20 protein-coding genes are annotated in these 19,503 nt (G+C 72.5%); 7 read left to right on the top strand and 13 right to left on the bottom strand.

What is annotated here, in order from left to right; genetic code table 11:
* Nucleotides 1–341 precede the first annotated feature (341 nt).
* Nucleotides 342–1,055 (bottom strand): hypothetical protein, encoded by a 714-nt coding sequence (locus ACIBX3_RS56755; RefSeq protein WP_397129159.1) that lies wholly within the window; start codon nucleotides 1,053–1,055, stop codon nucleotides 342–344.
* A gap of 456 nt (nucleotides 1,056–1,511) precedes the next feature.
* On the opposite strand from ACIBX3_RS56755, the gene ACIBX3_RS56750 reads away from it, so the two are divergent.
* Complete coding sequence (locus ACIBX3_RS56750) at nucleotides 1,512–1,925, top strand: GNAT family N-acetyltransferase (RefSeq protein ID WP_397129158.1); 414 nt, start codon at nucleotides 1,512–1,514, stop codon at nucleotides 1,923–1,925.
* Here the strand turns inward: ACIBX3_RS56750 and ACIBX3_RS56745 are convergent.
* The 5 genes from ACIBX3_RS56745 to ACIBX3_RS56725 form a co-directional block, all read right to left on the bottom strand.
* Nucleotides 1,879–2,487 carry a TetR/AcrR family transcriptional regulator gene (locus ACIBX3_RS56745; RefSeq protein WP_397129157.1) on the bottom strand — a complete coding sequence of 203 codons (609 nt, stop codon included), beginning with the start codon at nucleotides 2,485–2,487 and terminating at the stop codon, nucleotides 1,879–1,881. The genes ACIBX3_RS56750 and ACIBX3_RS56745 overlap by 47 nt on opposite strands.
* Nucleotides 2,465–3,418, bottom strand: coding sequence for an alpha/beta fold hydrolase (locus tag ACIBX3_RS56740; RefSeq protein WP_397129156.1), 954 nt, complete (start codon nucleotides 3,416–3,418; stop codon nucleotides 2,465–2,467). The genes ACIBX3_RS56745 and ACIBX3_RS56740 overlap by 23 nt, the downstream gene beginning before the upstream one ends.
* 35 nt (nucleotides 3,419–3,453) lie before the next feature.
* The gene (locus ACIBX3_RS56735; protein WP_397129155.1) at nucleotides 3,454–3,888 is read right to left on the bottom strand and encodes a GTP-binding protein; all 435 of its coding nucleotides are present in this window, start codon (nucleotides 3,886–3,888) and stop codon (nucleotides 3,454–3,456) included.
* Nucleotides 3,889–3,920: 32 nt separating this feature from the next.
* Nucleotides 3,921–5,141 carry a serine/threonine-protein kinase gene (locus tag ACIBX3_RS56730; RefSeq protein ID WP_397129210.1) on the bottom strand — a complete coding sequence of 407 codons (1,221 nt, stop codon included), beginning with the start codon at nucleotides 5,139–5,141 and terminating at the stop codon, nucleotides 3,921–3,923.
* A 222-nt stretch (nucleotides 5,142–5,363) separates the two neighbouring features.
* The gene (locus ACIBX3_RS56725) at nucleotides 5,364–8,393 is read right to left on the bottom strand and encodes a BTAD domain-containing putative transcriptional regulator (RefSeq protein ID WP_397129154.1); all 3,030 of its coding nucleotides are present in this window, start codon (nucleotides 8,391–8,393) and stop codon (nucleotides 5,364–5,366) included.
* A gap of 159 nt (nucleotides 8,394–8,552) precedes the next feature.
* Between ACIBX3_RS56725 and ACIBX3_RS56720 the strand changes: the two genes are divergently transcribed.
* Nucleotides 8,553–8,963, top strand: a complete 411-nt coding sequence (locus ACIBX3_RS56720; protein ID WP_397129152.1) for a hypothetical protein — start codon at nucleotides 8,553–8,555, stop codon at nucleotides 8,961–8,963.
* A 507-nt stretch (nucleotides 8,964–9,470) separates the two neighbouring features.
* Here ACIBX3_RS56720 and ACIBX3_RS56715 read toward each other — a convergent pair.
* Genes ACIBX3_RS56715 through ACIBX3_RS56705 form a run of 3 tightly spaced genes read right to left on the bottom strand, consistent with a single transcriptional unit; the run spans nucleotide 9,471 to nucleotide 12,604 of the window.
* The gene (locus ACIBX3_RS56715) at nucleotides 9,471–10,622 is read right to left on the bottom strand and encodes a hypothetical protein (RefSeq protein ID WP_397129151.1); all 1,152 of its coding nucleotides are present in this window, start codon (nucleotides 10,620–10,622) and stop codon (nucleotides 9,471–9,473) included.
* Between the two features lie 27 nt (nucleotides 10,623–10,649).
* Nucleotides 10,650–12,104 (bottom strand): hypothetical protein, encoded by a 1,455-nt coding sequence (locus ACIBX3_RS56710; RefSeq protein ID WP_397129150.1) that lies wholly within the window; start codon nucleotides 12,102–12,104, stop codon nucleotides 10,650–10,652.
* Nucleotides 12,101–12,604: a hypothetical protein gene (locus tag ACIBX3_RS56705; protein WP_397129149.1), complete on the bottom strand. Its 504-nt coding sequence runs from the start codon at nucleotides 12,602–12,604 to the stop codon at nucleotides 12,101–12,103. The genes ACIBX3_RS56710 and ACIBX3_RS56705 overlap by 4 nt, the downstream gene beginning before the upstream one ends.
* A 62-nt stretch (nucleotides 12,605–12,666) precedes the next feature.
* On the opposite strand from ACIBX3_RS56705, the gene ACIBX3_RS56700 reads away from it, so the two are divergent.
* The 5 genes from ACIBX3_RS56700 (at nucleotide 12,667) to ACIBX3_RS56680 (ending at nucleotide 16,443) form a co-directional block, all read left to right on the top strand.
* A complete protein-coding gene (locus tag ACIBX3_RS56700; protein WP_397129148.1) occupies nucleotides 12,667–13,071 on the top strand; it encodes a YybH family protein in 405 nt (134 codons plus the stop codon).
* An 83-nt stretch (nucleotides 13,072–13,154) separates the two neighbouring features.
* Nucleotides 13,155–13,976: an SDR family oxidoreductase gene (locus ACIBX3_RS56695; protein ID WP_397129147.1), complete on the top strand. Its 822-nt coding sequence runs from the start codon at nucleotides 13,155–13,157 to the stop codon at nucleotides 13,974–13,976.
* 69 nt (nucleotides 13,977–14,045) lie between these two features.
* Nucleotides 14,046–15,017: a permease gene (locus tag ACIBX3_RS56690; protein ID WP_397129146.1), complete on the top strand. Its 972-nt coding sequence runs from the start codon at nucleotides 14,046–14,048 to the stop codon at nucleotides 15,015–15,017.
* Nucleotides 15,014–15,664 (top strand): TIGR03943 family putative permease subunit, encoded by a 651-nt coding sequence (locus tag ACIBX3_RS56685; RefSeq protein ID WP_397129145.1) that lies wholly within the window; start codon nucleotides 15,014–15,016, stop codon nucleotides 15,662–15,664. The genes ACIBX3_RS56690 and ACIBX3_RS56685 overlap by 4 nt, the downstream gene beginning before the upstream one ends.
* On the top strand, nucleotides 15,661–16,443 hold the full coding sequence (locus tag ACIBX3_RS56680; protein WP_397129144.1) for a TIGR03943 family putative permease subunit: 783 nt from the start codon (nucleotides 15,661–15,663) through the stop codon (nucleotides 16,441–16,443). Before ACIBX3_RS56685 ends, ACIBX3_RS56680 begins: the two co-directional genes overlap by 4 nt.
* 10 nt (nucleotides 16,444–16,453) lie before the next feature.
* Here the strand turns inward: ACIBX3_RS56680 and ACIBX3_RS56675 are convergent, their stop codons facing one another.
* From ACIBX3_RS56675 to ACIBX3_RS56660, 4 genes are all read right to left on the bottom strand, one after another.
* Nucleotides 16,454–16,627 carry an MbtH family protein gene (locus tag ACIBX3_RS56675; RefSeq protein WP_397129143.1) on the bottom strand — a complete coding sequence of 58 codons (174 nt, stop codon included), beginning with the start codon at nucleotides 16,625–16,627 and terminating at the stop codon, nucleotides 16,454–16,456.
* A gap of 372 nt (nucleotides 16,628–16,999) precedes the next feature.
* Complete coding sequence (locus ACIBX3_RS56670; RefSeq protein ID WP_397129142.1) at nucleotides 17,000–18,580, bottom strand: AMP-binding protein; 1,581 nt, start codon at nucleotides 18,578–18,580, stop codon at nucleotides 17,000–17,002.
* A 73-nt stretch (nucleotides 18,581–18,653) separates the two neighbouring features.
* On the bottom strand, nucleotides 18,654–19,094 hold the full coding sequence (locus ACIBX3_RS56665; RefSeq protein ID WP_397129141.1) for an ATP-binding protein: 441 nt from the start codon (nucleotides 19,092–19,094) through the stop codon (nucleotides 18,654–18,656).
* Nucleotides 19,095–19,182: 88 nt separating this feature from the next.
* Entirely contained in the window at nucleotides 19,183–19,284 is a 102-nt protein-coding gene (locus tag ACIBX3_RS56660) for a hypothetical protein (RefSeq protein ID WP_397129209.1), read from the bottom strand.
* Between the last annotated feature and the right edge of the window lie 219 nt (nucleotides 19,285–19,503).

The following is a 19,503-nucleotide window of genomic DNA, read 5'->3' as shown; positions in this document are numbered from 1 at the left end:
TGAGTTCCCGCAGGCGCGCGTCGAGCTCGTCGCGCGATTGCAGGCCCACCGTCGGCTCGATCAGCGCCTTCGGTCTCCGTGGAAAGGCTGGAGGAGCGGTTCGCTGGAGTGCTGGGCGCCGGTCGGGAATCCTGGGAGGGGCACGATCGGCGGGGCGTCTCGGTCGGCGAACTCGTAAAACCAGGTGTCGGTGTACGTGGCGAAGGCCTGGCCCAGTTCCCAGGCGGGAGGCGTCCAGTCCTGGTCCGTGCAGAGCTGTGCCCAGGCGAGGCTCGGTGCCGGGAAGCGGTTGAGCGCGTACCGTGCGGCGATCTGGTCCGCCGCGGCACCGAACGCCTCGGTCAGCAGCCGTGGGTGGTTCTCGGCTGTGACCGGGTTGCCGGTGAGACCTCGTGCGGAGCGGCGGGCAATGCAGGTAGGGCGGTGCGGATCGGCGGGGCTACAGCCGGCGGGGCACCAGCGGGGTCGGCGCCGTTCGCGCACGCGCGGATGTACTCGTTGCGTTGTGCCGGGATGCCGTTCTGCGGCACCGCCACTCCGCAGACATGGGTGACGAGCCAGTTGTCGAGGTTGTAGGGGATGAACTCCTGAAACAGCACGATGCCGGCCGAGGCGCGGGCAAGGGCGTGGAGACGATCCCGTACCGCCGGTGACCCATCCCAGTACTGCACGACCGCCTCGACGTCGGCGTGCTCATCGATGGGTGGCGGCGCTCCCGGCAGCACCCGCCAGTGATACAGCAGCGGAAAGGCCGCACTGCGTCCGGCCAGGACCCAGTTGGTCGTCATGACGCCGGCCGCGAGTTCACGCCAGGCACCGAAGCCCGGTCCGGCGAGAGCGGTGAATCCGTACTGGCAGAACGGAGGCAGCCCGAACAGGTTCGCCGTGGACATCACGTCGCCCGCGCGGCGCTCCAGGTCGGTCAGTGGGATTCGCTTGGCGAAGACCGGCACGCCCTCGATCGCTAACAACGCCGAGCTACCGCCGATCCCTGAGCCCAGAATCTGCGCCTGCTCCAGCGACTCGCCGAGCTGCCGGTCACTGTGCAACGCCAACGCGCTCGCGACATCGCTGTATCTGCTGACACGCTCACTTTGAGACATGTCCAACCGTGTGTCTTGCAGTTCCCATGGCAGGCATCCCCCTGATCAACTTCGCGAGGTAGACGCTACACCCGTCGGGGATGGGCCTTTCCGGTTCATTCCGCGGCGATGACCTCGTTGACGGCGGCGCGGGCGGCGGGCTCATCGACGATTCTTGCAGCCGCACCGGCCCGCTCCTGGTGGGCGAGTTGTTACCGAACGACACGCTCACCCCAAGGTCCACCCTGTGATCACCAGTGAACCGATCACCACGTGAGGCGTCACGCCAGACATCGGTGACCCGCCTCTATGCCGACCGGGACCCTGGCTCACGCTCGCAGCGGGAGACGGTCCACATGGCCCTGCGCACTAGATTCGTTGTCCATGCAGGGATCCGAGGTAAAGATCAGAATCGGCAGCCGGGATGACGTGGATGCTGTGCTGGAGTTCTGGCGACTGGCCGCCGAGGGCACCGACCGGCACGACTCGCCCGGCAAGATAGCCGCGCTGTTGGACCGCGACCCCGAGGCCTTGCTGATAGCGGAGTGCGGCGGCGAGATCGCAGGGACCGTCATCGCCGGCTGGGACGGCTGGCGAGCCCACCTGTACCGCCTTGCCGTCCACCCATCCCATCGCCGCAAGGGCATCGCCGCCGCGCTGCTGGCGAAGGCAGAGGCCCGTTTCACCAGCTTCGGCGCCTTCCGGGCCGATGCCATGGTCCTCCACGACAACACACTCGCCCACTCGGCCTGGAACGCCGCCGGCTATGCCCCTCAACCGCAGTGGTCCCGCTGGGTCAAGCCGCTGCCGGCCCGAACAGGCGGTCCAGGTGGTAGTCGATGATCTTGGTGGCGGCCTCGTGGCTGCGCTGCCGGCTGAGGACACTGGAGGTCAGGCCGTTGGCGAGAGCCAGAAGGCCGGCGACTTCGGTACGCGGGTCACGATCGGGGGCGATGTCCCCGGCCTGCTGCGCGGCGGTCAACCGTACGGTGAGGAAGTTTTCCAGTGCGTTGGGCAGGCTGAGCCCGACCGCGGCGAGCGCCGGGTCGGTGAGGGCGGCGGTGTAGTAGGCGGTCCAGGCCATGGAGTCCAGTTTGCTCTGCTCGTCGAAGGGCAGGATCGCGCCGAGGACGGCGGCGAAAACGCCTCGCGGTGTCAGCTCGCCCGCGGCAGCGGCGGCCCGCTGCTTGACGCGGCGGTCCATGCGAGCACCCAGCTCGGTGAGGCCGGATTCGAGCAGAGCCTGCTTGTTCGTGAAGTAGTACTGGACGACGCGCAGCGAGACCCCGGCCTCGGCGGCGATCTCACGCATCGACACTGCCTGCAGGCCGCGCGTGCTGGCGATGCGCAGCAGCGCCTCGGTCAACTGGCGCCGCCGCTCATCATGATCCACCTGTCGGGGCATGCCCGTTTCCTACCTGTTGTTCGTGCTGTGCTTCGGCGTTTGCGGTCCCGGGCCGCGCCTGGCCGGGAAAGGTGAGGATCCGCTCGGCGACCAGGTCCGGAGCTTCGACGGGCAGCGAATGTCCGGTGCCGGGCACGATCTCCACGCGCCATGACGGCACGATGCCGGCCAGCCGCGCGGCCAGCGCCTGCGCGTCGAGCAGCGCGCTGCGGGCGCCCAGCAGCACCTGCACGGGCACGGACACCTCGCGTATCTGCTCGTCGGTGTAGGCGGGCGGGATGGGCACACGCCGGCGGAAGGACCAGCCGACCCGCATCAGCTCCATCAGCCCATCCTCGCGCAGCACCCCGTTGTCCACTACGCCGGCCATGCGGTGTCGCAACGCACGAGGAAGCATGGAGGCGACGGCGCCGGCAAGGGCCCACCGGATGAACCGCCTGGGCAACGGCGCGAAGCCGCCCGGGTCCACCAGCGTCAGCGCCGCGACCCGGCCGCCCCCGCCGAGTTGCTGTTCCACCGCGGCCCAGCCGCCGGCAGAGAAACCCGCGACGTGTGCGCGCTCGGCTCCGACTGCGGCCAGTACGTCGGTGACCCAGCCGCCGACCTCGGCACCGGTCGCGAGCGGCCGCCTCTGAACCGAGCGGCCCGGCTCGCCGAGAGGGTCGACGGCAAGGACCGGGCGCGTGCGCGCCAGCGGCTCGATGTAGCGGTACCAGGCCAGCGCGTTCCCGCCGGCACCGGCCAGGAGCACCACGGGATCCCCCTCGGCGGGCCCGGCCCGGTGGATCCGCACAATGCCGGCGCGGGTCTCCACGTCGATGGCGTCCACCGGCACCGGCCACAGCTCGCCGAGCAACCGGTCATAGACCGCGTAGTACTTGTCACGGGCAGAGTCGCTGGTGAAGGCGGACGGGCGGTCAGGCATGCGCATGGTGACCTCATCTCCCGAATGGATACAGTCGTATCCTAACAAGTGGCCGGCGAGCCCGCGGTGGTGGATCTTCGCGAAGAACCCGCTTGGCTGAGCCGCGTCGTCGCGCTGTCGTTCAGGTTCGCACCATCAGCCCCTACTGACCTTGCTGCCTGGCGGCACCGTGCAGGGGGGCGCGTACCGAGTCTCGGGCAGGGCCGCCAGCCAGGGACCGGCGTCGCGTGCCGTGACCTGCCGGCGACGGCGTCCCAGGCCGGCATGCGCTCGTGGCGGCTGGCCGGCCAGAAGCGGCCGCGGCCGCGTACCGAGCAGGTGGCCGGCTCCTCGGCGGCGGCGAACAGGCGGGCGGGGTGCAGGGGGCGCAGGCGGTGCCAGACGACGGTGGTGACCGCGCCGGTCTGGGCGTCGCAGGGCAGCAGGGCGGTGGCCGGATCGACGCGTTCGGCCAGCTCGCGGGGGCACAGCGCCATCCCGGCACCGGGCGCCTGGTCCGCGATCGGGCTCAGGGGCGGTGGGCCTCGAAGTGGTCAACTCTGACCACGGTCTCGTTCGTCTTCTGGCCGCCCCAGGTGGTGGCGTTGAAGCCGAACTGGCCGGGAGGGAAGGGCGTCCGGTCCACGGTGGACAGGATCTGGACCCCGTTGACCCACATCGTGAGCTCCACACCGCCGGACACCGTCCTGCAGCGCCCCCGGATCGTGTTGCGCACCCCGGGATCCCAGCGGGCGAGCTTGTAGTGGGGCTTGTCCTGGTTCCGCCACAGGTTCGTGGAGATGTAGGCGTCACCCAGCTCACTGACGTAGAACTCGTACCTGTTGAAGCGGTGCCCGCGGCACCACACCCCCCACAGGCCGCTCCCGCCGTCCATCTGCGCGATCGCCGTCATGTCGACGTCCCCGGCGGACAGGGCGCGAGGCGCGGGCGCGAAGATGGAGAACCCGGGCTGCGGGCGCATCACGTAGTAGCCCTGGCCGTACTCCTGGATGCCGACCCCGCTGCCCAGCACCTGCCAGCCACTGGCGGGGTCGTCGAAGTCGTCCTCGACCAGGCGCCCGGAGTCGTACCTGAGTGCCAGCAAGGTCGCGACGAGCGCCGCGCCCGAGGCCAGCCCGGCCGCCCAGCGCCACCCGCGCCGGGCGCGCCGGGCGCGTTGGGGCGCCGGCTCCAGCGTGAGCGCGGCGAGGATCTCCGCCGAGGTCATCCGCTTGGCGGGGTCCTTCTCCAGGGCTCCCCGGACGAGCGGCAGCAGTGCTTCGTCCATGCCCGCCAGATCGGGTGCTCCCGTACGGATCCGGAGGAAGACGTCCGCCTGGCCGGTGCCGAACGGCGCTCGCCCGGTGGCGGCGTAGGCCACCAGCGAGCCCCAGGAGAACACGTCCGACGCGGCGGTCACCGGCCGCCGCTCGACCTGCTCGGGCGACATGAACGCGGGCGTGCCGACCAGATGGGAGGCGGTGGTGAGGGTGGAGTCGGGCAGGCGCGCGATCCCGAAGTCGATGATGCGCGGCCCGGCCGCCCCGAGCAGCACGTTGGACGGCTTGAGGTCACGGTGCACGATGCCCAGCGCGTGCATGCTGTGCAGGCCCTGCATCGTGTACGCGGCGAACGCGTGCAGTTCCGCGCCGCGCAGCGGCCCGCGCGTGTGCAGGTAGTGGTCCAGGCCGGGGCCTTCCACGTATTCCGTGACGAGGTACGGTTCGGGGCCGTCGAGGTCGTAGTCCAGCAGCGGGGCGGTGCAGAACGCTGGAGCGCGCCGGACCGCCTCCAGCGTTCTGCTCGAACCGCCGCCTGCCGCCCGGCGCTTCGAGCAGGTGCGGGCGGAGCAGCTTGACGGCGACCTCGCGGCCGTCCTCGGCGATCGCGAGGTAGACGATTCCCATGCCGCCCTCGCCGAGCTTGGCGCGCACCTGATAGGGACCGATCTCGGGAGGTGCCGTGGCCTCGCTCACCTGGCCTCCAGAAGCAGCCTGATCATGTCCGTCTCCCGCGCGGGCAGGTCGCCCGCCAGGCCGAGCGCCTCCTGCCATGCGCGCGACGCCTCGCCCGGCCGCCCAAGCGCCTGGCAGGCCAGGCCCGTACCGTTCAGGAGGCGGACGTGGAGCAGGCGGAAACTCAGTCGCGCGGCGAGTTCCGCGCCCTCGCGATATCGGTCAAGGGCCCGGTCGGGCTGGTAGCGCCGGAGATGGCCCTCGGCGAGCGACTCCAGCGTACGAACCTGGGCGAAGGCGTCGCCCGTGCGGCGATGAGCCTCCAGCGCCTCCTCCAGGCGGGCTATCGCGTCGTCGAGGTGCTCGGCCACCAGTTCGGCCCGGCCGCGGGCGAGCAGCGCGTCCGCCTGGTCGCGGGCGTCGCCCGTCTCACCCAGAATGTCCGCGGCCTCACCGGCGAGCTCGGCCGCGCGCAGCCCGGCGCCCTCATGGCAGTCGATCGCGGACAGGACGAGGAGGGCTCGAGCGCGCAGGTGCCGGTCGCGCAGTCCGCTCGCCGTGGCCATGGCCTGCTGGGCCGCCTCCCTGGCCGGGCCGTCCTCGTACTGCGTGAGCCGTACGTCGGCCAGCAGGAGCAGGCAGAGCGCGTGACGCTGGCGGTCGCCAAGCACCCGGAGCAGCGACTCGGCCTCGTTCAGCCGCTCGGCCGCGTCGGACACGTTGCCCAGGCGGTGCAGGACCGCGCCGAGCAGGACCAGCGTGTCGCCGGTTCCGCGCAGGTCGTTGCCGGCGAGGAAGGCGTTCAAGCACCGGTTCAGGCAGACCCGCGCGGGGGCGAGGTCGTCGCGGGCGAGGTGCACCTCGCCCAGCCGCCGCAGCGTGTGCGCCTGGTCGCGGGCGTCCCCTTGGGCGTTGAAGTGGCCCAGGCACTCCGACAGTGCGGCGTGTGCCTGCTCGAACTCGCCGCGCATCCGGTGCAGGTCGGCCTGCCCGCGCAGGACGAGCGCCGCGCCGCGCTCGTGCCCGGCGCGCCGGGCCGCGTCGAGCGCGAGGTCGCCCACGCGCTGCCAGTCGTCCAGGAACCGGTGGCGCTCGAAGAACACGGCGAGCAGGTGGCCCAGCCGCCAGCATTCGTCCCACAACCGCGCCTCGTGCAGCTCGGTAACCAGGCCGACGAGGAAGGCCCGCTCGGCCAGCAGCCAGTTCACGTTCGTCCGCACGTCCGCGGTGGCGAACGAGCTCGGCTCGCCGGGGACCTCGGTGCCGCCCCAGCCCGGCTCGTACGGGGCCAGCACGAGCCGGACACCCCTGACCCGTTCCATCACGTGACGGGCGAGGGCGGCGAGAATCCGTTCCCGAGCGGTCGCGCCCTCCTCCCGTTCCAGCCGCCACCTGGTGTATCCCTTGGTCAGATCGTGCAGGCGGTAGCGGGCCGCGCCGGCCACGTCGACCAGGTGGGAGATCAGCAGCCCCGCGTCGACCAGGGTCTCGGCCTCGCCGCCGCCGAGGAGCGGCACGACCCAGTCCGCGAAGTCGCCCCCGGGGAGCGCGCCGAGCCGGCGCAACAGCGCCTGCTCAGGTTCCGGCAGCCCCTGGTAGCCCAGCTCGAACACGGCGTGCAGACTCAGATCGCCCGACCGGAACCGCTCGTTCCGCGAGCGCTCGTCGGCCAGCAGCGAGGCCAGGTAGCCCGGTGTCCAGCCCGGCCGGGACGCCAGCCGCACGCCGGCGATGCGCAGGGCGATCGGCAGCCCGGCACAGACCTCGGCCAGCCGCGCCAAGCCGGGGTCGCCGCCGCTCGCGCCGGACAGCGCGGCCAGCAGCTCCAGCGCGTGCTCTCCGGGCATGGCCTCCAGGGCGATCGAGCGGGTGACGTCCAGGCCGGCCAGCGGCGAACGGCTGGTGATGATCGTGGTCCGGGCCGCCAGCAGGGGTCTGACCTGCTCTTCGCGTTCGGCATTGTCGATCAGGACGAGCAGCCCGCGGCCCGCGGCGTACCGGCGGAAGAGCCGCTCCCGTTCCTCCAGCGAACGGGGTACGCGGTCGACGGGGCAGCCGAGCCAGCGCAGGAACTCCTCCAGTGCCGTCTCGGGGCCGCCTCGCCGCAGGTCGGCGAAGAGCATCCCGTCCGGGAACTCCCGTTCCAGCGTCCAGGCGGCGTGTACGGCGAGCGCGGACTTGCCCATGCCGGCGTGGCCGTGGATCAGGATGCTCGCAGGCCGGGGCCCCGGCCTGCGTATGAGCCCGGACAAGGCGGCCAGTTCGGCGGTGCGGCCGGTGAAGCCGGGCACGTCGTGCGGCAGCAGCCGGACGGCGTCGGCGCGCAGCAGCGGATCGCCGGCGCGGATGCGCTGGTAGAGCTGTTCGAGCTCGGGCGAGCCGGCGTCGGCGCGGCAGGCGTCGCGGTAGGTCTCCAGCGCCGCGGCGGTGTCGCCGGCGCGGTGCAGCGCCAGCATGGAGAGCCTGCGCAGGCGGGTGTCGCGGGGACGGGCCGCCACCAGCGGGGCCAGGTCCTCGGCCGCCTCCCGGCAGCGGCCCGCGGCGAGGTCCAGCTCGGCCCGGCCGCACAGGGCCGCGAGGCGCCGCCGTTCAAGGTCTGTACGCAGGAGGCCCACCTCACGCCAGCGGAACCCGTCGCCTTCGAGCCCCTCGAACGCGCTGCCCCGCCACAGTGACAGCGCCTGTTCCAGCAGCGCCCGCGCGCGTTCGGGCCGGCTGTGCGCGGCCTCGCGCAGGCCCTCGTCCACAAGGTCGGCGAAGCGGTCGGAGTCCAGGGTGTGGCCGTCCAGATGCAGGGTGTAGGAGCGCGGGCCGGACACGATGGCGGCCGGGCCGAGGATGGCCCGTAACTCGCCGGCGTAGCGGCGGACGACGATGTCGCTCTTGTCCTGGTCGTTCCAGAGCAGACGCTTGATGCGGTCGTACGTGACCGGGTGGCCGCGGTTGAGCAGGAGGGCGGCTAGAAGGCCGCGCACCTTGGGGGCCTGCGGACCGCGTGCGGCGTTCCCGTCGCGGACCTCGAGCGGTCCCAGGATGCGGATGTCCATGAGCGCCCTCCCATCCCCATGAAACTACGAAAAATCCTGCAATGCGGGTGTTCAGCGGGCATTCAGCGGCGCGCGGCTGAATGCGGACTGAGCGTGGAAGGAACGCCGCTCCGGGACGGTGGAGCCCGTCAGCACCTCGTTCCCAACCGGAGGTTCATCATGATCTTCCTGCGCGTGGCGTCCCTGCTCCTGGCCGCCGGACTCCTGGGAGCCGGCACCGCGGCCCCCGCCCAGGCGAGCCAGGCCGCCCCGGCTCGCTCGGTCGCCATCGCGACCGCTCAGGCGAGCTCCCCCATTACCGTGGACTGCGGCTGGGTCACCTGCAGCCTCTACTTCAGCCGCGGCCTGACCAGGCGGATGGTCACCCCGACGGGAGCGGCGGCGGTGATATCCGGCACATGCGGCCACCCCGCCTGCAGGGTGATCACGATCGGGGCCGGCCTGATCGCCGTGAAGGCCGCAGAGGCCGCGGGCAAGCGCCAGTGCCTGCGCATCCGCTTCGTCCCCAGCACTCCGCCGGTCTTCGCGGGCCTGTACTCCAGCGGGAACGGCCACTGCCGCGGCCGGTAAAGGCACCCGCAAACGCAGACGAGGTCGTTTCCTGCGGCCACAGCACCCACAGAATCCCGGAGGTGGCCGGCGGCATCTACGGGAGGACGAAGCCCTCGAGGAATTTCCTCGAGGGCTTCGTCTGCCTCCGGGCGAACGGCCTCCGACCACGCCGCTGCCGTCAACAACGCATCCACCGGCAGGACAGCCCACACGACGAAGCGAACCTCACAACCCTGCCAGAACGTCGAAAGTCAAGATCCCCTTGCACCGCCTGAACCTGGTCATGGCGGAGTACGGCGAGCACGAGGATGGTGATCTTCCCTGCGCGGAGCTTGCGCCAGCGCGAGCCGATCGCCTTCAGGTGCTGGCGCAGCGCGCCGGTGACGAAGGTGAGAGTTTTGGTGGACAGCGGGCTTGCCGCCGTGTTGCCCCCACCGGGCCCGGTTCGGTGCCCAGCCCGGCTGCCCGGCTGATGTCCTTGCAGATCAGTGCCCGGTCGGTACCCGCCCACCGTCGCGGCATGCGTCAGAGGTCGGCGTCCAGGACCTCCTGGTCGGTCATCAGGCCGATCCGGTAATTGTTCAGCAGCTCCTTCGCGCTCCACCACTCCACCAGCTCCTGCGCCTCGCGTTGGGCCTCGGGCACGTCAAGGTCGCTGTAGCGGAACGCGACGACCTCGTCGTCCCGCTGCGCGACCGTCCAGATCTCGCCGGTGCCGGCCGGCCCGGGCACCCATGCGAACCAGCGTGGCCCCCTCTTGCCTGGCGCCGCGAGGCAGTGTCCGGCGAAGCGCTCGCTCTCGCAGACGTCGGCGCTCATCCAGTCCGGCGCCTGGGGCGCGGCGACGACGTCGATCGTCTGGGCCGGCAAGTCGCGGCCCCACTGGTCCGCGTCGAACTGAGCGCCGATCGCTCCTTCACCGAACTCGGCCTTCAGCGGCGACGGCCGCAGGTCGTGGTAGCGGCTGTAACCACCGGCGGCGAGCCAGTAGCCCCACCCGATGCCCTGGTCGGTCGACGGCACCCGGTCGTACCTGTCGCCGACCTCGCCGCCCTCCCACTCGTCGAGGTCGGCACCGGCGTCGACGACGACCTGGGACGTGGTCATGCTGATGCGCTCGTCCTGGGCGATCTCCTCGAGCGTGTCGACCGGGACGAAGAGGTCCATCTTCCGGGGATCGCGCGTGATCGGGTCGCCCAGCCACGCCACCGAGACGGTCTCGTCGGCGCGTTGCAGGGTCACCTCGACGAACCCGCCGTCCTCCTCGGGTTCCTCCAGTTGCCAGATCAGCGTGAGCGTGCCCTCGTCGACGTGTCTGCTCTCGCAGTGCTTCCAGCTCTCGGCGTCGGCGCACGGGTTCTTCGGTCCCCGCTCCGGAGTGACGAAGACGCGAAGCAGGCCGCCGTCGCTCTCGCCGGTGGCGTGATAGCGCAGGTCGGCGCCGAGCCCGCCACCGTGGTAGCTGCGGTCGGCCCAGGTCGCCTCGCGACGGGTCGTGTCGTCGGGTGCGTGCTCGAGGGTCATCGCCGCGATCGCCCGGTGTGTGATCGGGACGTCGCCGGCACCCTCGGCCAGCACCGTCTCGTCGCCGGCACCCTCGGCCAGCACCGTCTCGTCACCGCAGCCGGCCAGGACGACGACGAGGGCCAGGAGAGCCGGGATCGCGAAACGGCGCATCGACTCAGTCTGCCGGATGGGACACGCTTACGAGGCCACGAGGTGCCGCAGCCGCCGCGCCTCCTGCACGAGCCTGCTCGACCCTTTCCGGGCCGCGATTTCCGCCACCTCCGGCAGGTCGGCGCGCACCCCGGCGATCCTGGCCGCCCTGGCGCCGGCCGCCAGCAGGTCGGCCAGCCCGGCGCGCGGCCGCTCGCCGTCCACGGGCAGCACCCCGGGCAGCGCCCCTGCGATCAGCGCCCACACCGTCTCATGCGCACCGGCCTGCGTGGCGTCGTCGAGCGCCGAGACCAGCCGGTTGAGCTTGAGGTGGTCGGCGCCGACCAGGGTCGTGACCACCTCCCCCAGCTCCGCTGCCGGCACCTCGCCGCGGGCGGCCAGCGTCAGCAACGCGTCGGTGGCGGATGCGCGGTCGGCGGCCCGCGCGTGGCCCATGCCGCACGCCAGCGCGTACGCCATGCGCCGCGCGTGGCCCATGCCGCACGCCAGCGCGTACGCCATGCCGGCCCCGAGCGGGCCCTCCCCGTGGGCCAGGTCCGTCAGTGCCTGCGCCTGCCCGTCACCGCTGTCCATCGAGGCGAACAGCGACTCGGCCAGGTGCGCGGCCACGACGTCGCGATGCGACGGCATGACGGGCGGCCACCACGTCGGCATGACCAGGTAGGCCGGTCGCGTCCGCAGCAGCTCGCGGATCGCATCGGGCGCGTCCGGCAGGGTGATCGTGGCGTGCAGCTCCGGCGACGCCGAGCCGTAGCGGGCATTCCCGCGAAGGGAGAGCGTCACCTGCGGGTCGCCGAGCCGCCCTGCGCGCATCCAGGCGGCGCAGGCCCGGCCCGCCTCCGAGGTCAGCCGCCCGGCGCGGGTGACGTCGGCGGCGGGGATCTCGCGGGGCAGCCGGAGCAGGGCCTGGGTCAGGTCGGCGGGCAGCGCCCGCACACCCGCGGCCTCCAAGCGGTCGAGGCGGTCGAGCAGCGCGCCGGGGTCGATGTGACCGGTGCCTGTCGTGGGCGTGGCGAGCACGACGGGATAGGCGCCGCCGTCCTCGAAGCGCGCCGTGAGCTCCCGGGCGCGGCGGACGTACAGCTCATCGAGCGTGCCCCGGGCCGCCGCCCAGCGGTCATCCTTCGGCGGCCCTTCGGACAGGGTCCTGCTGTCCTGTGGGGAGGCGAACGCCAGGAAGGCCCGGAGCAGCGCCTCCACGACGGTTTCGTAGGCCACGTCGCCGAAGCGTCCGAACAGGTGCGGGTCGAACGGGTGCCACCACGGGCGTAACGCGGCGCAGCTGCCCGGGGGCCCGGTGGGACCATGCGCCAGCGCCATGTCGGCCACCGCGACCGGCCCGGCCGGCAGCAGCCGGGCGTAGTCGCGGGCCCGCGCGGCGGCCTCGTCCAGGTCCGGGTCGAGCCGGTCGTGCAGGCCCGCCAGCGGGCTCAGCGCGGAAGGCCCGTCGCGCAGCAGCCGCCCGATGAGCCCGTCGATCACGGCCGCGCGCTCCAGCAGCCCGTCATGAACGCATCACCGTCCGGCGGCCGCACACCGGTCTCCCGGACGAGCGCCGCGGCCACCTCCCACGGCCACAGATCGGCGTGGCGCAGCCGCCGGGCCAGGCGCAGCGCCACGTCCGCCTGCCATTCGACGGGCCGCCGGCGCAGCAGGCGCAGGATGGAGGCCACGTCGCCGTGCCCGGCGCGGCGGCGGAACTCACGCCGCAGCAGCCACGCGGTGACGGCCGCGGCGCCGCTCAGACAGCCGGCGCCCGCCACCAGCAGCGGCGACAGCCGCCTGTCCCACTCCTCCCAGCCGGCCCGCTCGGGCCCATGGCCGGCCAGACAACGCGGCAGTCCGGCCGCGACCACCTTGCGATCGGCGTCCCGCAGGCTCTCGACGAGACGGGCCGTGCGGGTCGCGTCTCCGGCCTGAACGCATGCGAGCAGGTCGTCCCATGCGCGCACGGGGGCGTCCTGCGAGAATCGGCTCACCATGATCGGGACGTTAGCGGGAGCCGACGACAATCCGGCTCCCTCAGTGATATGATCATTTTGTCATGGACAGTCATGACACCCCGCAGCCGCACACGATCCTCGCCGGCGACCCCGACAGCCCCGCCTCGCGCTTCGTCGCGGCCATGAACTCCGGTGATCCGCACGCCGTCGACCATGTCTACGAAGACGACGCCGTCCTCGTACCCGTCCCCGGCCGGCCCGTCACCGGCCCCGCCCGGCTCGCCGCCACCCGGCACCTGCAGAGCTTCGGCCTCCCCATCGAAGCCCGCCCTCGCCACGTCTACGTCGCCGGCGACATCGCCCTGCTCATCGTGGACTGGTCCATGCGCGGTACCGCCCGCGACGGCAGCACCGTCGACCTCAGCGGGACCGCCACCGACGTCGTCCGCCGCGGCGCCGACGGCCGATGGCGTTACGTCATCGACAACCCGCACGGCACCGCCTGACGCGGACCTAGGCCCAAAGACGGGCCCGTACTCCGCCCGCGGACCGAAGCGCCGCCCGGCCGCCCCGGCCTAGCCTCCCGACCATGACGTTTCTCGTGACCGGGGCGACCGGCAAGGCCGGCCGCCATGTCGTGCAAGAACTGCTGCGCCGGGGCCACCGGGTACGGGCGCTGACCCGGGACCCGGCCGGCGCCCGCCTGCCCGGCCAGGTCGAGGTGGTCCAAGGAGACCTCACCGACCCCGGCAGCGTCCGCCCCGCGCTGCGCGGCGTCCTCGGCGCGCATCTGCTGACCGCAGGCGGCGACGACTACGCCACCCTGCGCACCGGCCCCGAACTGGCGGCGATGGCCGCCGAGGCCGGCGTGCGGCGGGTGACACTGCTGTGGAACGGCCGGCCCGGCCCCGTCGAGGAGGCCTTCTCCCACGTCGACGTCGAGTGGACGCGGATCGAGCCGACGGACTTCATGAGCAACACGCTCGGCTGGGCACCCGCCATCCGCGCGCACGGACGGGTGTCCGAGCCGTTCGGCGACGTCCCGATCGCCATGATCCACGAGGCCGACGTGGGAGCGGTCGCGGCCGCGGTCCTCGCCCGAGGCGGGCACGGCGGGCGGACGTACCCGCTGACCGGACCCGAGACGTACACGCCCCGCCGGCGCCTGGCGATGATCGGCAAAGTGCTCGGCCGGGAGCTGGAGTTCGACGAGCTGACCGAAGAGCAGGCCCGCGAGCGCTGGCGGCGGGCCGGCTACGACGCTGAGCTGATCGACCTGCTGGCCTCCTGGCAGGGGAACCCGCCGCCGCAGGCGTCCACGGTGGTGCCGGCGGTCCGCGAGATCACCGGACGGGAGCCGCGCACCTTCGAGCAGTGGGTACGCGACCACATCCACCACTTCACACAATGAAAACGGTTGTCACCGACATGTCATACTGAACCCTCCGAAAACCGGAGGCGGAGGGGCGACAAGCGGCCGATGACCACGACCACCAACCCCCGGCAGCTCCTCGGGCCGCCCTGGGCCTTTCTCGCCCTGGTCGCCCTGCTCGTGGCCGGCAGATTCCTGCTCGCACCACACCTGACGCATCCGGCGCTGCGGACATGGGCGACGGTCTTCGTGGCGGTGTGCGTCCAGGCGATTCCCTTCCTGGTCCTCGGAGTGGCGCTGTCGGCCGCGATCACCGCCTTCGTCCCCACCTCGTTCTGGACCCGGGCCCTGCCCCGGCGGACGTACGCGGCGGTGCCGGTCGCCGGGATCGCCGGAGCGGTCCTGCCGGGCTGCGAATGCGCGTCGGTGCCGGTCGCCTCCGGCCTGATCGCACGAGGCGTGGCCGCGCCGGCGGCACTGGCGTTCCTCCTGGCATCCCCCGCGATCAACCCGGTCGTACTCGTGGCCACCGCCGTCGCCTTCCCCGGCGACCCGTCCATGGTGATCGCCCGCTTCGCCGCCTCCCTGGCCGTCGCCGTACTCGCCGGCTGGATCTGGGCACGATTCGGCCGGGCCGCCTGGCTGCCCGCACCACGCAGAACCGCCGAACCGGGACAGAGCCGATGGGCCGCCTTCCTCGACGCGATGTGCCACGACCTCATGCACGCCGGCGGCTACCTCGTCCTCGGCGCCCTGGCCGCAGCCACCCTCAACGTCGCCATACCCCGTGAATGGCTGACCGCCCTCGGCGGAATCCCCGTCATATCGGTCCTGGTGCTGGCGCTGCTCGCCGTGCTGCTGTCCATCTGCTCCGAAGCCGACGCATTCGTCGCCGCCTCACTCACGACCTTCTCCCCCACCGCCAAACTGGCGTTCCTCGTGGTCGGCCCCATCGTGGACCTGAAACTGATCGCCCTGCACACCGGCACCTTCGGCTCCGCCTTCGCCCGGCGCTTCCTGCCCCTCACCCTCGCGCTGGCCATCGCCGTCAGCTTCCTCACCGGCTGGGCGCTGCTGTGAGCCGCCAAGCCCAGGGTTGGCTGCTCGTCGTTGTCGGGGCGACGCTGCTGAGCGTGTCGGCCTTCTCCACCATGTACGCCAACTACGTCCGGCCCGGCTTCCGCCCCGCGCTCATCGGGACCGGGGCCGTGCTGGTCACGCTGGGCCTCCTGACGGCCCTGCGTCCGCGGCCTGGGCACGCCCCCCGAGTGGCGTGGCTCCTGGCGGCGCCCGTGTTCGCGATCGTGCTCATCACGCCGCCCGCCCTCGGCTCGTACGCCGCCCGCCGGCACCAAGGCCCGCCCCCGCCCGCTGCCGCCTACCAGGGCGCCCCGGCCACCGATCTGACACTCGGCGAATTCATCGCCCGCGCCACCGGCACCTCACTGACCGGCCACCGCGTCCGGCTGACCGGCTTCGTGGTCACTTCCGGCAGCGGCTGGCACCTGACCAGGATGCGCATCAACTGTTGCGCCGCCGACGCCCTCGCCCTCGAGGTGACGGTCGAAGGCGCACCCGCCCCGCCCGAAGACACCTGGGTACGCGTCACCGGAACATGGATCCCCCGCCCGGCCAGCACCTCCGGCACGTACGTGCCCCCCGCCATCGCCGCCACCGAAGTCGTCACCGTCGAACCGCCCGCCGAACCCTACGAGGAACCCCTGTGAGCCGCACCTCCCAGGGGCTGCTCCTGCTCCTGCTCGGCGGCACCCTGCTGCAGATCTCCACCTTCACGACGGACTTCGCCAACTACGTCAAACCCGGCTACCGTCCGCTGCTCATCGCCGCCGGCGTCGCCTTGGCCGCACTGGGCGTGACCGCCGTGGCACTGGAGCGCCACCGCAGGCGCAACGCCGCGAGCCAGGCGACGCTCACCCGCGCCGGCCTCGCCGAAGACCTGCACCTGGCGCGACTCCTGGGCCGCGAACCCGCCGCCCTCGAGCCTCGGGAGGAGCACCCCCACCGCGACGGAGCCCGGACGGCGTGGCTGCTGACCGTCCCGATCACCGCGGTCTTCCTGATCGCCCCGCCCGCCCTCGGCTCGTACACCGTCCAACAGGCCGAGCACACCCCCGCCCCGCCCCCGCCATCCATCGTCGACGCCCACCTGCCCCCGCTGAAGGACGACCGCGTCAACGATCTCAGCATGAGCGAGTTCGGCGGGCGCGCCTGGTCCGACCCCGCCTCGCTCAAAGGCAAGACCGTACGGCTGACCGGCTTCGCCGTCCCGTCGCCGACCGGCTGGCACATCGCACGCCTGCGCATCAGCTGCTGCGCCGCCGACGCCCTCACGATGAAGGTCACCGTCAAGGGCGCGCCCGCCCCCGCGGCCGACGCCTGGGTGCGGGTCACCGGCACCTGGATCCCCGCCGCCCGAACCGCCGTACCCTCCTTGGCCGCCACCGGCGTCGAGCCCCTCCCCGCACCCGGCGAGCCCTACGAGTAGCCCTTCAACGTCACAGGTGCGTCCGGTGGGCGCAGACGTACGCCAGGCAGGCGGCCCGCACGTCCGGCCCGAAGCGCACGGACCAGCCGTCGGGCACGGCGGCGAAGGACGGCCAGATGGAGTGCCGGTCCTCGGCGTCGGCCACGACGAGGAACTCGTCGTGAGGGTCGTCGAAGAGGTTCACGAATCAGCTCCTCGAGTCGGCTCCGCGTCGTCGTGCGGCGAGCGGATCCGCGGCTGTCAGCAGATGCATGGAGGTCCCATCCGCTCAGGCGAGGAGCGGCACACCACAGCTCGATGAGGTTAGCCTTGCCTAATTTGATCGGAAATGTGGTGTCTGTCAAGAGGTGTTCCGTGCCGCCGCCACGGCGGGGGGCCATCACCCTGGCATCACCCCTGGTCAGCGGGGATCCTGGGGCGGGAGAATGGAGCTGCAGAGATCCTGGAGAGGAGGCCGTCATGGACTGGCCCCTTGCGATCGTTCTCGTCTCGGTGATCATCGCCATCACGGTGATCGCCACGACGTTCCTCGCCCGCCCGAAGAGGTGACCGCCGGCTAGCGCCGCCGGAGCCGGAGCCGGTCGACCTTGCCGGTCTGGTTGCGCGGCACCGACGCCACGAACTCGATGTCGCGCGGCACCTTGAACCCGGCCAGCTCCGCCTTGACCGCCCGCCTCAGCTCGTCGGCCGACGGCGCCGCCCCCTCCTCGGGGACGACGTACGCCGCCAGGCGCTGGCCGTACTCCTCGTCCGGCACGCCCAGCACGGCCACGTCCGCCACACCGGGCTGGCGGGCCAGCAGGTGCTCGACCTCCTGCGGGAACACGTTCTCGCCCCCGGAGACGATCATGTCGTCGTCGCGGCCGTCGATGAACAGCAGGCCGCTGCCGTCCCGGTGCCCGAGATCGCCGGTGCTCAGCAGGCCGTCCGCGGCGGCGGTGAACGTCAGCCCGCCGGCCACCAGCACCCTGCCCACCTCGCCCGCGGGTTGCTCGGCGCCATCCGGGCCGGCGACGCGTACGGTGGCGCCGCGGGGCGGGCGGCCGACGGTGCCGGGTGCGGTGCGCAGGTCGGCGGGCGTGGCGATGGAGGCCCAGCCGGCCTCTGTGGAGCCGTACAGGTTGTAGAGCACGTCGCCGTAGGCGTCCATGAAGGCGGCGGCCAGGTCGGGCGGGAGCGCCGAGCCGCCGGAGACGACCACGCGCAGGTGCGGCAGCGGGCGCGGCGGGCAGGCCAGCAGCCGCCTCAGCATGATCGGCACCGCCACCAGCGCCCCGGCCCGCTCGGCGGCCAGGGCGTCGAGCACGGCCTCGGCGTCGAAGCGGCGCAGCAGGACGACGGGGCAGCCCAGCACCAAAGCGGCGGCGTACCAGAGCAGGCCGAGGCCGTGGAACAGCGGCGGCGCGATCAGCATCGGCTCGCCGCTGCGCAGCGGGACGGTGGCGAGCATGGACACGAACGGCTCGGCCAGCCCGGTCAGCGACAGCCTGCGCGGCGCGCCCTTGGGCGTGCCGGTCGTTCCGGAGGTGAGCAACACCAGCCGCCCGGCCCGCCGCGGCGGCTCCACGGCCGGACCGCTTTCCCGCGCCGCCTCGTCCAGGTCGTAGCCATGCGGGCCGTCCTCCCGCGCCAGTTCGTCCAGGTCGGTGACGCGTGGGCCGTCGAAGTCCACTGACGGCAGGTCCGGTGCGGCGATCAGCACGTCCACGTCCTCGCGACGCAGCACGTCCCGCAGCCGTGGCCCGGCCAGCCCCGTGTTGAGCAGCAGCAGGTCGGCGTCGAGCCGGGACACCGCCGCGACCGCCGTCGGGAAGCCGCGGTCGTTGGGCCACATGACCGCGACCGTCCGCCCCGGTCCCACGCCGTGCCGGTGGTGCAGGCCCGCGGCCAGCGCCGCCGCCCGCGCGTCCAGCTCGGCGAACGTGATCGCCCCCGCCTCGTCCACGACAGCCCGCCGCTCCGGCCAGCGCGCCGCCGCCATGGCCAGGCCGGCGGCGGGCGTGACGTGGAAGTGCCGGTACGCCTCCACGATGCGCGCCAGCGCGGCGGGCGGCACCGGAGCCAGCAGCCCGTTGCGGGTGAGCGCGACGACGGCCTCGAGCCCGAAGCCGCCCAGCTCGACCAGCCTTCCGATCATCGGCGAACCCGGCCCTTCTCGCGGAGGACGTTCCCGTACCCGCTCCTTGCCTGAACCATTCGCCTGGCGCGGGTCACAGGGCGGTGGCCACGGGGCCCGGCGTCATCGGCGGATCCGCCGCGGCCCGCGCATCGGTCAGGTGCAGGGTCACGCGCACGGCGGTGCCCAGAGGACCGGTCGTGAAGGCGGCCTCGTCCGACAGGCGGCGGGTCAGCCAGATGCCGCGCCCGCCCGGCGCCGACGGCCCGGGCAGGCCCTTCTCCTCCAGCACGCCCGCGGGGATCCCCTGTCCGGCGTCGGTGACCTCGCACACCAGCCTGCCGTCCTCCCGCCACATGCGCAGCCGCCCTCGCCCGCCGCCGTGCTCCACCGCGTTGACGACGCACTCGTTGACCGCCGCCAGGAAGTCCCCCAGCCGCTCGCCCGCCACCCCCTGGTCGCGGGCGCAAGCCAGGACCGCGCGGCGCGTACGCGCCACGCAGCCCCCTTCGAACTCCACGCTGATCAGGTCCATGCCTTCACTGTCAGCCGGGCCCCGGGCGCCGTCAGTGCCCAAGGTCACAACCCGGAGCAGCCGAAAACCCTGGTCAGCGCCGACGGGATCAGGACGGCGCCGACCAGACGGGGCGGATCTCGACGCCCGCCCCCATCGGGCAGTGCCGGGCGATCTCCTCCGCCTCCGCCAGGTCCGCGCATTCGACCAGGTAGAAGCCCCGCCAGCTTCTCCCGGATGGCGATCGTGGCCGTCGCCTGAAGCCCTGAGGCGCTCAGACTTCTTCCACGCTGCTCGGCTCACGCCGGGACAGATCGATACCGAGCTCCTCCGCAGCGCGGAAGACGTCCTCGTCGGTGTCGCGCATCTCGATGGACATGCCGTCGCTGGAGAGCACCTCGACGTTCAGGCACAGCGACTGCATTTCCTT

Origin of the sequence: Nonomuraea sp. NPDC049480 (assembly GCF_044465905.1) — a bacterium.
Lineage (GTDB): Bacteria > Actinomycetota > Actinomycetes > Streptosporangiales > Streptosporangiaceae > Nonomuraea.
This window is presented reverse-complemented; position numbering and strand designations above follow the sequence as displayed.

What these genes read in the sequence shown, in the direction of transcription:
- ACIBX3_RS56745 (WP_397129157.1), bottom strand. Translation starts at nt 2,487, where the DNA reads ATGCCCCGACAGGTGGATCATGATGAGCGGCGGCGCCAGTTGACCGAG.
- ACIBX3_RS56740 (WP_397129156.1), bottom strand. Translation starts at nt 3,418, where the DNA reads ATGCGCATGCCTGACCGCCCGTCCGCCTTCACCAGCGACTCTGCCCGT.
- ACIBX3_RS56735 (WP_397129155.1), bottom strand. Translation starts at nt 3,888, where the DNA reads ATGGCGCTGTGCCCCCGCGAGCTGGCCGAACGCGTCGATCCGGCCACC.
- ACIBX3_RS56725 (WP_397129154.1), bottom strand. Translation starts at nt 8,393, where the DNA reads ATGGACATCCGCATCCTGGGACCGCTCGAGGTCCGCGACGGGAACGCC.
- ACIBX3_RS56720 (WP_397129152.1), top strand. Translation starts at nt 8,553, where the DNA reads ATGATCTTCCTGCGCGTGGCGTCCCTGCTCCTGGCCGCCGGACTCCTG.
- ACIBX3_RS56715 (WP_397129151.1), bottom strand. Translation starts at nt 10,622, where the DNA reads ATGCGCCGTTTCGCGATCCCGGCTCTCCTGGCCCTCGTCGTCGTCCTG.
- ACIBX3_RS56705 (WP_397129149.1), bottom strand. Translation starts at nt 12,604, where the DNA reads ATGGTGAGCCGATTCTCGCAGGACGCCCCCGTGCGCGCATGGGACGAC.
- ACIBX3_RS56700 (WP_397129148.1), top strand. Translation starts at nt 12,667, where the DNA reads ATGGACAGTCATGACACCCCGCAGCCGCACACGATCCTCGCCGGCGAC.
- ACIBX3_RS56695 (WP_397129147.1), top strand. Translation starts at nt 13,155, where the DNA reads ATGACGTTTCTCGTGACCGGGGCGACCGGCAAGGCCGGCCGCCATGTC.
- ACIBX3_RS56690 (WP_397129146.1), top strand. Translation starts at nt 14,046, where the DNA reads ATGACCACGACCACCAACCCCCGGCAGCTCCTCGGGCCGCCCTGGGCC.
- ACIBX3_RS56670 (WP_397129142.1), bottom strand. Translation starts at nt 18,580, where the DNA reads ATGATCGGAAGGCTGGTCGAGCTGGGCGGCTTCGGGCTCGAGGCCGTC.
- ACIBX3_RS56665 (WP_397129141.1), bottom strand. Translation starts at nt 19,094, where the DNA reads ATGGACCTGATCAGCGTGGAGTTCGAAGGGGGCTGCGTGGCGCGTACG.